We start from the raw sequence: 12,920 nt of genomic DNA on the forward strand, positions 1-12,920 counted from the left end.
GACGTGATCAGTGCCTTTCTGACAAGAGTTATAGGAGCCCGGGATGAAGAAGATCGAAGCGATCATCAAACCGTTCAAACTGGACGAAGTGAAAGAGGCGCTGCAGGACGTAGGTGTCCAGGGCCTCAGCGTGATCGAAGTCAAAGGGTTCGGTCGACAGAAAGGTCACACCGAGCTCTATCGCGGCGCTGAATACGTGGTCGACTTTCTGCCCAAGGTGAAGATCGAGGTCGTTCTGGACGATGACCAGGTTGACGCCGCCATCGAGGCCATCGTGTCCGCCGCGAAAACCGACAAGATTGGCGACGGCAAGATCTTTGTCTCGCCCGTTGAACAAGCCATTCGCATCCGTACCGGCGAGACCGGTTCGGAAGCCCTGTAATCGAACACCCAATAGAGGAATAAGAGTATGAGCAAGGACGCAGTTCTTCAGCTGATCAAGGACGAAGGCGCCGAATACGTCGATGTTCGCTTTACCGACCCGCGCGGCAAGTTGCAGCACGTGACCCTGATGGCCGATCAGGTTGACGAGGATTTCCTGGAAGAAGGCTTTATGTTCGACGGTTCGTCCATTGCGGGCTGGAAATCAATCGAAGCATCGGACATGAAGCTGATGGTCGACACCGAAAGCGCGTATGTCGATCCGTTCTACGCTGAAAAAACCATCTGCGTACACTGCTCGGTTGTTGAGCCCGACACTGGCGAAGCTTATGAGCGTGACCCGCGCGGCACCGCTCAGAAAGCCGAAGCATACCTGAAGGCATCGGGTATCGGTGACGTGGCCTATATGGGCCCCGAAGCCGAGTTCTTCCTGTTCGACGATGTTCGTTTCTCTAACACTATCAACAAAGTATCCTACGAAGTTGATGCAACCGACGCATCGTGGAACACCGACACCGAGTACGAGATGGGCAACATGGGCCATCGTCCGGGCGTCAAGGGGGGCTACTTCCCGGTCAACCCGATTGACGAAGCACAGGACCTGCGTTCGGAAATGCTGTCGACCATGAAGCGTCTGGGCATGAAGGTCGACAAGCACCACCACGAGGTTGCCTCGTGCCAGCACGAGCTGGGTCTGATCTTCGACAGCCTGACTAAACAGGCTGACGAGCTGCAGAAATACAAGTACATCATCCATAACGTTGCCCACGCCTACGGCAAATCGGCGACCTTCATGCCGAAGCCGATCGCAGGCGATAACGGCACCGGTATGCACGTCAACATGTCGATTTGGAAAGACGGCAAGCCGCTCTTCGCTGGCGACAAGTATGCTGATCTGTCGGACGAAGCCCTGTGGTTCATCGGTGGTGTTCTGAAGCACGCCAAGACCCTGAACGCCTTCACCAACCCGTCGACCAACAGCTACAAGCGCCTGATCCCAGGTTTCGAAGCTCCTGTTCTGCGCGCCTACTCGGCCCGTAACCGTTCGGGTTGCGTCCGTATTCCGTGGACCGAAAGCCCGAAAGCCAAGCGCGTCGAGGCCCGCTTCCCCGATCCGGCTGCGAACCCTTATTTGGCGTTTGCCGCACTGCTGATGGCCGGTCTGGACGGCATCAAGAACAAGATCGATCCGGGCGAAGCCATGGACAAGAACCTGTACGATCTGCCTGCCGAAGAACTGGCCGACATCCCGACCGTTTGCGGCAGCCTGCGTGAAGCTCTGGAAGCTCTGGCATCGGATCACGACTTCCTACTGCAAGGCGACGTGTTCACCAAAGACCAGATCGACGGCTACATCGCACTGAAGATGGAAGAGGTCGAAACCTACGAGCATACTCCGCACCCGGTTGAGTACGGCATGTACTACAGCTGCTAAGCGGCGGTTGAACTTAAGAAAAGAAAAGGGCGTCCTACCGGGCGCCCTTTTGCCGTTCAGGATAACACATCTTGACTGACACGCACGAACGTCCGAGCCTCGTCCCAAAGTATTGATCAGAGGATTTTGGGAGGGCGCGATGCGGTTGATGTTGAAATTCACAATACCGGTTGAAAAAGGCAATCAAGCAGAACGGGACGGATCGCTGGGAAAAGCCATCGAAGCGCTTGTGAAAGACGTCAATGCCGAGGCCGCCTATTTTGCGCTGGAACACGGAAAACGCATGGGCATTGTCATTTTCGAGGAAAGCGATCAGGCCCGCATGCCGAAAATCAACGAGCCCCTGTTTGCCGCATTGAACGCCAATATCGAAATTCAGCCCGTCCTGACGGCCGAGGATCTGCAGCGTGCATTATAAGTGCCACTCGGATCGCGGGGTCGGTTGGAATTAGCTTATTTAGGGATTCTTTTCATGAAGCGATTTGCAATTTTACTGACCCTTACGCTGGCTCTGCCCACAATTGCGGCCAGCGCCCCTTGCGGCAATACCAGCAGCGGGTTTGAGGTCTGGAAGAAGGACTTTGCCAAACAGGCTAAACGCGCGGGCGTCAAAAAGAAGGGATTGCAGGCGCTGGCGCAAAGCCAATACGCCACCCGTACAATCGCGGCGGACCGCAATCAAAAAAGCTTTAAGTACTCGTTGGACAAATTCATGCGGGTACGCGGCGCCGACGCGATCGTGTCACAAGGACGCAAGCGCAAGGCCCGCAACCCACAGTTCTATGCCGCGCTGGAGCGCCAATACGGCGTCCCCAGCGGAGTGCTTATCGCCATTCACGGAATGGAAACGGGTTTCGGAAATTTCATGGGGGACAGTCAGGTTGTTTCTGCGATCACAACACTGGCCTACGATTGTCGCCGTTCTGACTTCTTTATCCCTCATGCCATCGGTGCGTTAAAACTGGTCGATCAAGGCAGTATTACGACGGCAACTCAAGGGGCCAAACATGGCGAATTGGGGCACACTCAATTCCTGCCGGGCAATGCGTTGACCTATGGGGTCGATGCAACCGGCGACGGCCAGGTCGATTTCTACAATATGACAGACGCGCTGGCCTCAACAGCCAATTTTCTACGCCAAAAAGGGTGGAAACCGGGGCGTGGCTATCAGCCGGGGCAGCCCAATTTCGCTGTAATTCAGCAATGGAACGCGGCCACGGTCTATCAGCAATCCATTGCGATTATGGCAACCCGAATCGACGGCTGAGACCTGCCACAAATCCGCGCCTGCACACCCCAATCCGGCCACATTGTTGCCACAGACATTAATTGGCCCCTAAAATGTCTAGGTTTCCATAGAGTAATCAATCTTGCCAATTTTGGATTTTTTTCCATTTCTGCCAAATTCTGCCCCATATCGCTTGTTAACCTGTTTGGTAAGACAGGATGCGACAAGGGACAGCGCAGTGACTACGAAGCACAGCTATCATGGTGGTCTTCAATTCGACGGTGAGACCGACGGCGCGATCGAGCGGTTCGGTGCCATCGTCGCCACGACATTGGAAGACTATGGCCATCTGGTCGAGCGTAAGACCATGCTAAGCGCAACCGAAGCCAGCATCGTTTCCAGCCAGTATCTGGTGCGCCTGACTTTGGAAACTCAGGCGACCGGAGCAGAAGACCGTTTTGAGCGGTTGGACCGTGCCGCCGGGTTAAAGACCGCCCATCGGCCGATCGTGACCCTTCCGCAGAGCCGTTTGGCAATTACAATATCTCCGGTATCAGCGCTGCTGGATGACAGTGAAATCTCAGAGCTTATGTTGGTGGTCATCCTGTATCGGATGGTTGATATCTGCGCGACGCAGCGCGTCGAATGGCTGTCGCCCAACACAGTTCTGACCGTGGAACAGTTCATGAGCGCGTTCAACACGCTGACGCCTTCCAAACCACGCAACAGACAACAGATTTTCGAGGCAGTGACAGGCCCGTTCGCGGGGCTGGCCATTACTGAAGAAGACCTGGATGAGCCACAAAAAGAGGCGCTGAAACCAGCAGCCCGGCCGATCCAGCTGTCGGATGAGCAGTTGCTCAGCATCGCTTTCCGGACAGAACCTATCGAGCAGCCTACTGATCGGGACGAAGATACGCCCCCCCTCGACCACGATAAGCCCAGCGATATCCTGCGACTGTCCAGTTGGGGATTGACCGGGGCCGTGGCAAGCGTGTCAGTTCCGATCGCGGTCTCTCTGGCCGCAGTGAACCTGATCAAAGGTGAAGATTTTCGCCTTAATACTCAGGTACTTGCCTACTCCGTCGCAATCTCCGCTCTCAGCACAAGCGGGGCAATTGCCGGTGTCGCAAACGCGTTTGGCATGTAGCACTAAACCGAAGACCCTCCTTGGAAGCCCCGCCACTTAGGCGGGGTTTTCCGCTTTGCGCAGGTGTTTTGCCTCAAGCACATAAGTATGGATTGAAAAGACCACGGCCTTCGTTTCAGGCAGACGCAATAGCGTCTGTCGTTCGCTGCGCAGATACTGTGCGTCCCCAGGTTCTTGGACATCACGCGGTGCGCTGGCACTGCGGGGTTGGTGCAGTTCCGCGTCCTCGTACCACAAGGCATTGAAGCGCCAAAGCGGACGTTCAGATTGTATTCCATCAAACAGGCGCTGCACGCGGCGGGCGATATCGGCATCATAGCTGGCGACGGGCCCATGAATGTCGATCAAGGGGCGCATGAATTTTTCAGACAAACGCCAACTGGCGGGAAAGCACAGGATGGCACCGGTCAGAACGTGTTCATCCCCGTGCTTTTGAAGGATGCAGAAATCTTCCTGCACCAGACGACACAGCATATCCATGGGGTTGGAGCGGTCGATTTCAACACCCTGCCCGTCCGGGCGTATGACCCGGTCCAAACACCCAGGGTAAGCGTGCTTTAGGACAAGGTCCAACAGCTCTTGTGCCGCAGGTTCGGCACTTGGGTCCAGCGCCAGAACCTCTGCCCGTCTTTCGGCCAACAACGTCGTGCGCCGCTGCATCTGCGCGGCAAACACATCATCACAATGCAGCCAATCATCCATGCTGCCCGGTTGGATGCCGGGCAAAGGACGTGGGGCAAGCGGATTATAAGGAATTGAGGTCTGGAGGATCGTCATGCCTTTGACCTAACACCAGTTTACTGGATTGTCGGTCAAAAAGCGACGGATGCCCGGTCGCAAACCTTCAAGACGCTGGGGAAATGATTCTCCACGCTCGACCGCAGGCAGGGAGACCCACTATGAACCAGCACTATCGCGACACCCGCAAGATTGACCCGGCAAAGGGCGCTACGCTTGGCGACGGCACCCCGAACGAGAATGATCGGATTGAGATCGGGCCGACGCAGCTGGCCTTTGCCGAATGGGAAGCCGCCGGGCTTGCCCTGCCCGATCTGGCGCGGATGCGGGAATACCGGTGGAAGCGCCTGACGAAGGCCATCGTCGATCGTGGCTATGGTGGGCTGCTGATGTTCGATCCGCTTAACATCCGTTATGCCACGGACAGCACCAATATGCAGTTGTGGAACACCCATAACCCGTTCCGCGCCGTGCTGCTGTGTGCCGATGGCTACATGGTGATCTGGGACTATAAAAACTCTCCCTTCCTGTCGAAATTCAATCCTCTGGTACGTGAACAACGCTCGGGAGCGGACCTGTTTTATTTTGACCGTGGTGACAAGGTGGATGTTCAGGCCGACGTGTTCTCGAACGAGGTACGGCTGCTGATCGACGAACATGGCGATGGCAACAAACGTCTGGCCGTCGACAAGATCATGTTGCACGGCCTACGCGCGCTTGAGGCGCAAGGGTTCGAGATCATGGAGGGTGAAGAGGTCACCGAAAAGACCCGCGCCGTAAAAGGCCCGGATGAGATCCTGGCCATGCGCTGTGCCAATCACGCCTGTGAAACCGCGGTGGCCGAGATGGAGAAGTTCGCGCGCGCCAATGTGGGTGACGGCAAGACCTCCGAGGACGACATCTGGGCCGTACTACATGCCGAAAACATCCGGCGCGGTGGGGAATGGATCGAAACCCGCCTGCTGGCCTCGGGGCAGCGCACCAATCCTTGGTTTCAGGAATGCGGCCCACGCATCACGCAAAAGAACGAAATCATCGCCTTTGATACCGATCTGATCGGATCTTACGGTATCTGCATCGATATTTCGCGCACGTGGTGGATCGGGGATGAGAAACCCCGCCCTGACATGGTTTATGCCATGCAGCACGCCCATGAACACATCATGACCAATATGGAGATGTTGAAACCCGGCGTGATGATTCCGGAACTGACCGCCAATGCACACAAGCTGGACGACAAGTTTCAGGCGCAAAAATACGGCTGCCTGATGCATGGCGTGGGTCTTTGTGATGAATGGCCTCTGGTTGCCTATCCGGACAAGGCGGTTGCGGGCTCATACGACTATCCGCTTGAGCCCGGCATGGTGTTGTGTGTCGAAGCCGCCTGTGGCGAGGTCGGGGGCGATTTTTCGATCAAGCTGGAAGATCAGGTGCTAATCACCGAGGACGGGTATGAAAACCTCAGCACATACCCGTTTGATCCTCAGCTTATGGGTCTGACATAAAGGATTAGTCCGGCCAGGTTGAGCGGCGGACGTTACCATGCCAGTCCTCGTGTGGGATGGCGGCTTCGGTTGTAGACGGTGCCGCCTGTGGCCAATTTTGCCCCACAGAGAACCCCAGAATTCCGGTCAGGGCAATGATGATCAAAAGATCGGGACGAATAACAACGCCACGCGGGGCGGATGCAGTATGTGCCATTTGAGCCTCCTTGGCTGACTGTGTGTGACGTCTGCAAGATGGACATCAAAGAGAAATAATTAAAACGAATATTTGATTGATCAAGCATCACAAATATTGAACCTAGAATTCTCCCAAGAATCCAACCCAAATATCTGTATTCCCCTCACCTTCCCGTGACGCTTCTTACAATGGGGTTGAGTGCCCAGACCGAAGCACACACTATTGGGGCCATCCCGATAAGTAAGGAATTGTCATGCCCACCGAACGCATCACTTTTGCCGGTCACGACGGCAACCAGCTGGCTGCGCGCCTTGATTTGCCGGATGGACCGGTACTTGCGACCGCGTTGTTTGCGCATTGTTTTACCTGTTCCAAAGATATTCCCGCCGCCCGCCGTATTGCTGCGCGTCTGGCGGCTATGGGCATTGCTGTGTTGCGTTTTGACTTCACCGGTCTGGGCCATTCGGGCGGAGAGTTCGCGAACACCACCTTTTCCTCGAATGTAGAAGACCTGATTGCCGCCGCGCATTATCTGGCCGGGCGAAACATGGCTCCCGCCTTGCTGATCGGTCACTCATTGGGTGGGGCTGCCGTTCTACGTGCGCGCGCAGGTATCCCAAGCGTCAAGGCAGTAGTCACGCTGGGCGCACCAGCCGATCCTGGACATGTCTCGCACCATTTTGAGGCTGCACTGCCCCAGATCGAACAGGAGGGATCAGCCGAGGTTATGCTGGGTGGTCGCCCGTTCCGCATCGGCAAGGCTTTTGTCGACGACATTTCAGAAACGGCTCTGTCTCCTGCCATTGGCGACCTTAAAGCTGCCCTCCTGGTCCTGCACGCCCCCCGGGATGAAACCGTCAGCATCGACAATGCCAGCACCATCTTTCTTGCTGCCAAACATCCCAAAAGCTTTGTTACGTTGGACGATGCCGATCACCTGATCACGCGTGCCTCGGATGCGGAATACGCGGCGGATGTGATCGCCGCATGGGTCAAGCGATACGTCACACTCTGCCCACCGGCACCGCCGCCGGGCGCGCCCGAGGGCGTGGTGCGCGTGACCGAAGTTGATCCCTCCGGGTATTTGCAGGATATCCAATCCGGCCCCCGGCATCACGCGGTTGCGGACGAGCCTGAATCCTATGGCGGTACGGATCGGGGCATGTCGCCTTATGGCTTTGTTTCCTCGGGTCTGGGGGCGTGTACGTCGATGACGATCCGCATGTATGCGCGGCGCAAGCGGTGGCCACTGACGGGTATCTCGGTCGATGTCTGCCACAACAAAGTACATGGTCAGGATGCCGGTCTTGCAGGAGACGGCAAGATCGACGTGTTCCGTCGCAAGATTCGCTTGGAAGGACCGCTGGATCAGGAACAGCGTACCCGGCTGCTGGAGATTGCAGATAAATGCCCTGTACACAGAACGTTGGAAGGGTCAGCCCATATCACTACGGAACTTCTGACCTGACCCTCTGAAACTATCTGCGCGGTCGTGGCGCCGGGCGATGGATCGGCGGTCTGGCTGTGGGTGGTCGCGCCACTGGCGGACGCGGTCGCGCAGGTGGTTTTGCAACCGGCGGCTTTGGTCTTGCCGGAGGTTTGCCAGCAGGCGGTTTCGGCCGCGGAGGCCGGTCGACGTCAATATCTACGTCAACATCGCGTCGATAGTAGTCATTCCACAGCATCGAGTCATAAAACGGGTCGTAACCGTATCCATAGCCGACACCAACTGAAACACCATCACATGCAGAGAGCGTAAAACCTGCAGCCCCAAGCCCCAGCGCAAGGATTGTACGTTTGATACGTTTTGTGATCATCAGCACATCTCCTTACTGCGAGGCCCGAAACGACGCGAAAACGGCATTCAGGTCGTCAACATATGCCGGATCAGCGCCATTGCGCAGGATCGCGACAACAACGGCCACGCGACTGTTTGGCAGGTCAATGACCGAGGCCGTAAAGTTAATGCCACGCCCGTCGCGGGTACCGGTCCCCCGGATCACCCGCGCCGGTAAACCGCCAATTCGTGTGTCGGACGTGTTGGTAACTTCGGGATCTTTTACAAGAAACTTATCAATATCTTCAAGATATTGCAGTCCATCCTTAATTGACTTTACGCCAGCAGGTGAAACGAACCCCATCCAGACGTTGTCATCGGTCAAAGGCCGTATGGCCATGACACGTGCGACAGCGCGAAGATCACCCAGTTCAGTATCCTCAATCTCACGCGGGCCGCCCGTTCGTACGACCCAATAGTCGGGCACCGAAAAGCCAAACAGGGCGCGCCCTGCTTCGGTGTATGTGACAGGAGTATCCGCAGACGCCGGTGTCACAGCCCCTAACCACAGGGCGGCACAGGCGGCCAGAGTCGAGCCAGTAAAAATTCTCATTTCTAAATAACCTGATGTTTTCGTTGAATGCAGCTTGGACTGCGGTGGCCGGTTTTGTCCAGCATCTCTTGGAATAGGCCACAAAAAACCGCGCCCGGATTGCTTTGGGCGCGGTGTCATTCACAAAGTTATTCGGAAATCAGTTGCGGGCGTCGCCAACCAGTTTCCACAGGCCGGGGATCAGCAGAGCGGCCAGCGCCAGTTTGATCACATCCCCCATCAGGAAGGGCGTCAGACCCCATTCCAGGATCGGCTTATCCCAACCATAGAGCTGACCCAGCCAAAGCAGGCCGGGCACATAGATCAGTACATTTGCCAGCACCAGCGCCAGCGCCAGTTTCCCGACCGAGCGATCCCAACCGCGCGCGGCCAACGCGCCCAGTAGTACGGTAGCCATCAGGTAGCCGACCAGATAGCCGCCAGTGCCGCCCATCATGTAAGTCAGCCCAAATTTCTCGGCCGAGGACCCGGCGAAGACGTCAAAACCCAGCGCGCCGATCAACAGATAGCCCAGCATGGTGATCAGACCCAGACGCGCACCATAGGCGGTACCGATGGTCAGAACGGCAAAGGTACCCATGGTGATCGGTACCGGCCACATCGGAACCTTAATCTTTGCGGCAATCGCCAGCGTAACGATACCCACCGCGACCAAGGCCACCTGTTTCACGCGCAGCGCTGTGCCCTCGCGCGGACCGATTGCTTCGGCCAGAACATTTGTAGTCATTTTCGTTTCTCCACGTTCGGATGGAAATTGGGGCACAGGATGGCCCATTTCACATCGAGACTTCAAGATGATTGCGCTATCGAGGGCGGTATTCGGTTTTCATTTCATAGGCTTTTCGCGGTCCGTTCACCGTCCAGCGGACGGACCAAACCGGCCAGGCTGAGAAATCATAGACCGCATCATAGCTATCTGGCGGACAATCATGATGATCCCTAGACTGCGAATGCTCCAGCTTCAATGTATGAAAAAACCGTCCGTCTTCGAAATGAACCGCAATCCCTTCGCCTGCATCCCGCCACAGGTAGCGCCGGGTGCCTGTCATCTCGGCCTGACCCGGAATGCGCAGCGTGACCTCTTCATCATAGATTAACCCATTTTCAGCCGGGCGCAGAACCGCGTGACCTTCGGCTTGCACGAACTGCCCTGCCCGCGCGTCGTTTATGGTTCGGCTCAGACTCCAGCTCCCTTCGAACTCGGATAGGCTGCGCGGCTGGGTCATTCGGCATAGGTCCCGTCGGTGGTGCCTCCGCTGTCATCGACGAACCGGATCACGTCACCCTTTTTCTGAACGTCATAACAGGCCCACAAATCAGATGGCGGCCAGACCGAGCAATACCGATCCTCGCGCACCGCCCAACGGCCCGCGCTTGGGCGACCCGAGTAATACTGCGTCAGCATCGTTTCATCGAATGTCTGCCAGACGCCGTCCCCGTAATCGAGCTTCTGGCCGGTCAGGGCATCCAGAATCTCGTCTCCGGTCAGTGTCCGGAACTCTTCCGCGGCCAAAAAACCGGGCCAAACGGCCAAAATCAGGGCAAACCGTCTCATACTTGCACTCGTGCCTTGTTCCCTTGTGCGGCTGGGTTTAAACCCCGCGCCAACGCTCTATCCCAAACACAAAAAGGTCTCACCGCCAATGATTCCACGTTATTCCCGCCCCGATATGGTTGCCATCTGGTCGCCCGAGACCAAGTTCCGCATCTGGTTCGAGATCGAGGCCCACGCCTGCGACGCCATGGCTGATCTGGGCGTCATCCCGCGCGAAAACGCCGAGGCGGTGTGGAAGGCCAAGGACGTGGAATTCGACGTGGCCCGCATTGATGAGATCGAGGCCGTCACCAAGCACGACGTTATCGCCTTTTTGACCCATCTGGCCGAGCATGTCGGCAGTGAAGAGGCACGCTTTGTCCATCAGGGCATGACCTCTTCGGATGTACTTGACACCTGCCTGAACGTACAGCTCACCCGCGCCGCGGACCTGCTGATTGCTGACCTCGAAAGCCTGCTGGCCGCCCTGAAACGCCGCGCGATCGAACACAAGAACACCGTCCGCATCGGTCGTAGCCACGGCATCCATGCGGAACCCACCACAATGGGTCTGACCTTTGCCCGATTCTATGCCGAGATGGACCGCAACCTGTCACGCATGCGCGACGCCCGTGCCGAAATCGCCACCGGTGCGATCAGTGGTGCGGTCGGCACTTTCGCCAATATCGACCCTCGCGTAGAAGAGCATGTCTGCGATCAGCTAGGTCTGGTGCCTGAACCGATCAGCACGCAGGTCATCCCGCGTGACCGCCACGCGGCCTTCTTTGCGACCCTTGGCGTCATCGCCAGCAGCATCGAAAACATCGCCATCGAAATCCGCCACATGCAGCGGACCGAGGTGTTGGAGGGGGCCGAGTTCTTCTCGATGGGCCAGAAAGGCTCCTCGGCCATGCCGCACAAGAAAAACCCGGTGCTGACGGAGAATCTGACCGGTCTGGCGCGCATGGTGCGCGCGGCGGTGATCCCAGCGATGGAAAACGTAGCGCTCTGGCATGAACGCGATATCTCGCATTCCTCGGTCGAACGCATGATCGGCCCGGATGCGACAATCACGCTGGATTTTGCGTTGGCCCGCCTAACCGGCGTGGTCGACAAGATGCTGATCTTCCCTGAGAACATGCTGGAGAACATGAACAAGTTCCCCGGTCTGGTGATGAGCCAGCGGGTTCTGCTGGCGCTGACGCAAGCAGGGGTCAGCCGCGAAGATGCTTATGCCATGGTTCAGCGCAACGCGTTGAAAGTGTGGGAGCATCGCACCGACTTCAAAGAAGAACTGCTTGCCGACGCTGATGTCACCGCAGCGCTGAGCCCTGATGAAATCGAAGAGAAGTTCGACCTCGGTTACCACACCAAACACGTCGACACGATCTTTGCCCGCGTGTTTGGCGAATAAACCCTGACCGTTCAGTCAGTTCAAAGGGCCCGGTTCGCACAACGCGATCCGGGCCCTGCTCTTTTGCCAGACGGGTCAAAATCAGCTATGGTGCGCGTATATTTCCGAACGGGAGAAATAGCATGATACGCACCATTCTCTGCGCCTTGGCCCTTACGTTTTCAGCTTCGGTCGCTTTGGCCTGTACTGGCCATTCCAAGCAAACCCAGTCCTGCGCAGAAGGGACATATTGGGATTCCGAAACCCAAACCTGCGCGAAAATCGTAAACAGCTGAGAATTATATTTCCTACTTGTGAATAAAAGCGAAGGCGCGATTGTTAGCTTTTTATCAGATCGCACTATGCTTGATCAGAGCAGCCCAGAGAACGGAGTAGGAAAATGCGTCTTGTATTAGTTTCAGCTATTGCCCTTCAGGCCTTTGTCTTTGCACCGGCGGCATACGCTGCGGGCGGTGGAAGCGGCGCCGCACCCAAGCCAACGAACACAACCAAGAAATGCCTGTTTGGCCGCGTTTACGACAAGGATGCCGGGCGCTGTGTCAAGCCGGACAAGACCAACTTCACCCAAGATGAGCTGTATGAAGCCGTGCGGGAATTGGCATATGACGGCCAGTTAGAAAACGCTCAGAATATTCTGCGCATCATGGATCAAAACGATGATCGTGTGCAGACCTACTGGGGCTTTACCTATCGCAAAATGGGTGAGCTTGAGCTGGCCAATGTCTTTTATTCCAACGCCATCGAAACCAACCCCGACAATATCCTAGCACGCAGCTATATGGGTCAGGGCTTTGTGGCCGAAGGGAAAACCGATTTGGCAATTGCACAATGGCGCGAGATCAAGGCGCGCGGTGGTGAAGGTAGCTGGGCCGAGGCGTCGCTGCGCGAGGCAATCCGCACCGGGCTGACCTATAACTACTAAGCTTCAGCCTTTCTTTACCCGACTCTCCGTAATCTGCCTGTGGAA

General features: G+C 56.6%; 16 protein-coding genes. 9 read left to right on the plus strand and 7 right to left on the minus strand.

Translation table 11 applies throughout. From position 1 onward, the window contains the following. The first annotated feature begins 43 nt into the window (after positions 1-43). From ACR0B8_RS07070 to ACR0B8_RS07090, 5 genes are all read left to right on the plus strand, one after another. Positions 44-382, plus strand: coding sequence for a P-II family nitrogen regulator (locus ACR0B8_RS07070; protein WP_058280621.1), 339 nt, complete (start codon positions 44-46; stop codon positions 380-382). 27 nt (positions 383-409) lie between these two features. Further along, positions 410-1,816 (plus strand): type I glutamate--ammonia ligase, encoded by a 1,407-nt coding sequence (gene glnA, locus ACR0B8_RS07075; RefSeq protein ID WP_170410281.1) that lies wholly within the window; start codon positions 410-412, stop codon positions 1,814-1,816. Between the two features lie 139 nt (positions 1,817-1,955). After that, a complete protein-coding gene (locus ACR0B8_RS07080) occupies positions 1,956-2,234 on the plus strand; it encodes a hypothetical protein (RefSeq protein WP_170349086.1) in 279 nt (92 codons plus the stop codon). Positions 2,235-2,288: 54 nt separating this feature from the next. After that, entirely contained in the window at positions 2,289-3,083 is a 795-nt protein-coding gene (locus ACR0B8_RS07085) for a lytic murein transglycosylase (RefSeq protein WP_170396233.1), read from the plus strand. A gap of 199 nt (positions 3,084-3,282) precedes the next feature. Then, positions 3,283-4,194 carry a hypothetical protein gene (locus ACR0B8_RS07090; protein WP_226688305.1) on the plus strand — a complete coding sequence of 304 codons (912 nt, stop codon included), beginning with the start codon at positions 3,283-3,285 and terminating at the stop codon, positions 4,192-4,194. 36 nt (positions 4,195-4,230) lie between these two features. Here ACR0B8_RS07090 and ACR0B8_RS07095 read toward each other — a convergent pair whose 3' ends face one another. Continuing rightward, the gene (locus ACR0B8_RS07095) at positions 4,231-4,971 is read right to left on the minus strand and encodes a heme-dependent oxidative N-demethylase family protein (protein ID WP_170359031.1); all 741 of its coding nucleotides are present in this window, start codon (positions 4,969-4,971) and stop codon (positions 4,231-4,233) included. Between the two features lie 122 nt (positions 4,972-5,093). Here ACR0B8_RS07095 and dddP point away from each other — a divergent pair, with 122 nt between their 5' ends. Beyond that, a complete protein-coding gene (gene dddP, locus ACR0B8_RS07100) occupies positions 5,094-6,437 on the plus strand; it encodes a dimethylsulfonioproprionate lyase DddP (RefSeq protein ID WP_170349090.1) in 1,344 nt (447 codons plus the stop codon). 4 nt (positions 6,438-6,441) lie between these two features. Here the strand turns inward: dddP and ACR0B8_RS07105 are convergent, their stop codons facing one another. After that, a complete protein-coding gene (locus ACR0B8_RS07105) occupies positions 6,442-6,633 on the minus strand; it encodes a hypothetical protein (protein WP_170349091.1) in 192 nt (63 codons plus the stop codon). Between the two features lie 235 nt (positions 6,634-6,868). On the opposite strand from ACR0B8_RS07105, the gene ACR0B8_RS07110 reads away from it, so the two are divergent. Beyond that, complete coding sequence (locus tag ACR0B8_RS07110) at positions 6,869-8,083, plus strand: bifunctional alpha/beta hydrolase/OsmC family protein (protein WP_226688304.1); 1,215 nt, start codon at positions 6,869-6,871, stop codon at positions 8,081-8,083. Between the two features lie 10 nt (positions 8,084-8,093). Here the strand turns inward: ACR0B8_RS07110 and ACR0B8_RS07115 are convergent, their stop codons facing one another. From ACR0B8_RS07115 to ACR0B8_RS07135, 5 genes are all read right to left on the minus strand, one after another. Then, complete coding sequence (locus ACR0B8_RS07115; RefSeq protein WP_226688303.1) at positions 8,094-8,432, minus strand: hypothetical protein; 339 nt, start codon at positions 8,430-8,432, stop codon at positions 8,094-8,096. 12 nt (positions 8,433-8,444) lie between these two features. Continuing rightward, entirely contained in the window at positions 8,445-9,005 is a 561-nt protein-coding gene (locus ACR0B8_RS07120) for a hypothetical protein (protein WP_226688302.1), read from the minus strand. A gap of 139 nt (positions 9,006-9,144) precedes the next feature. After that, entirely contained in the window at positions 9,145-9,732 is a 588-nt protein-coding gene (locus ACR0B8_RS07125) for a biotin transporter BioY (RefSeq protein WP_170359042.1), read from the minus strand. A gap of 76 nt (positions 9,733-9,808) precedes the next feature. After that, complete coding sequence (locus ACR0B8_RS07130; RefSeq protein ID WP_170359044.1) at positions 9,809-10,231, minus strand: DUF6314 family protein; 423 nt, start codon at positions 10,229-10,231, stop codon at positions 9,809-9,811. Further along, positions 10,228-10,560, minus strand: coding sequence for a hypothetical protein (locus ACR0B8_RS07135; protein WP_170349096.1), 333 nt, complete (start codon positions 10,558-10,560; stop codon positions 10,228-10,230). Before ACR0B8_RS07135 ends, ACR0B8_RS07130 begins: the two co-directional genes overlap by 4 nt. Positions 10,561-10,648: 88 nt before the next feature. Between ACR0B8_RS07135 and purB the strand changes: the two genes are divergently transcribed. Both purB and ACR0B8_RS07145 read left to right on the plus strand, forming a co-directional pair. Next, positions 10,649-11,953, plus strand: a complete 1,305-nt coding sequence (gene purB / locus ACR0B8_RS07140) for an adenylosuccinate lyase (protein WP_170359046.1) — start codon at positions 10,649-10,651, stop codon at positions 11,951-11,953. A 379-nt stretch (positions 11,954-12,332) separates the two neighbouring features. Beyond that, positions 12,333-12,875 carry a tetratricopeptide repeat protein gene (locus ACR0B8_RS07145; protein ID WP_170359048.1) on the plus strand — a complete coding sequence of 181 codons (543 nt, stop codon included), beginning with the start codon at positions 12,333-12,335 and terminating at the stop codon, positions 12,873-12,875. The last annotated feature ends 45 nt before the right edge of the window (positions 12,876-12,920 follow it).

It is taken from the genome of Ruegeria sp. BH6, from assembly GCF_056538105.1.

Coding starts and splice junctions, on each gene's coding strand:
- ACR0B8_RS07130 (WP_170359044.1), bottom strand. CDS start 10,231: ATGACCCAGCCGCGCAGCCTATCCGAGTTCGAAGGGAGCTGGAGTCTG.
- ACR0B8_RS07095 (WP_170359031.1), bottom strand. CDS start 4,971: ATGACGATCCTCCAGACCTCAATTCCTTATAATCCGCTTGCCCCACGT.
- ACR0B8_RS07105 (WP_170349091.1), bottom strand. CDS start 6,633: ATGGCACATACTGCATCCGCCCCGCGTGGCGTTGTTATTCGTCCCGAT.
- ACR0B8_RS07115 (WP_226688303.1), bottom strand. CDS start 8,432: ATGATCACAAAACGTATCAAACGTACAATCCTTGCGCTGGGGCTTGGG.
- ACR0B8_RS07125 (WP_170359042.1), bottom strand. CDS start 9,732: ATGACTACAAATGTTCTGGCCGAAGCAATCGGTCCGCGCGAGGGCACA.
- dddP (WP_170349090.1), top strand. CDS start 5,094: ATGAACCAGCACTATCGCGACACCCGCAAGATTGACCCGGCAAAGGGC.
- ACR0B8_RS07120 (WP_226688302.1), bottom strand. CDS start 9,005: ATGAGAATTTTTACTGGCTCGACTCTGGCCGCCTGTGCCGCCCTGTGG.
- ACR0B8_RS07070 (WP_058280621.1), top strand. CDS start 44: ATGAAGAAGATCGAAGCGATCATCAAACCGTTCAAACTGGACGAAGTG.
- ACR0B8_RS07110 (WP_226688304.1), top strand. CDS start 6,869: ATGCCCACCGAACGCATCACTTTTGCCGGTCACGACGGCAACCAGCTG.
- ACR0B8_RS07135 (WP_170349096.1), bottom strand. CDS start 10,560: ATGAGACGGTTTGCCCTGATTTTGGCCGTTTGGCCCGGTTTTTTGGCC.
- ACR0B8_RS07085 (WP_170396233.1), top strand. CDS start 2,289: ATGAAGCGATTTGCAATTTTACTGACCCTTACGCTGGCTCTGCCCACA.
- glnA (WP_170410281.1), top strand. CDS start 410: ATGAGCAAGGACGCAGTTCTTCAGCTGATCAAGGACGAAGGCGCCGAA.
- ACR0B8_RS07145 (WP_170359048.1), top strand. CDS start 12,333: ATGCGTCTTGTATTAGTTTCAGCTATTGCCCTTCAGGCCTTTGTCTTT.
- purB (WP_170359046.1), top strand. CDS start 10,649: ATGATTCCACGTTATTCCCGCCCCGATATGGTTGCCATCTGGTCGCCC.
- ACR0B8_RS07080 (WP_170349086.1), top strand. CDS start 1,956: ATGCGGTTGATGTTGAAATTCACAATACCGGTTGAAAAAGGCAATCAA.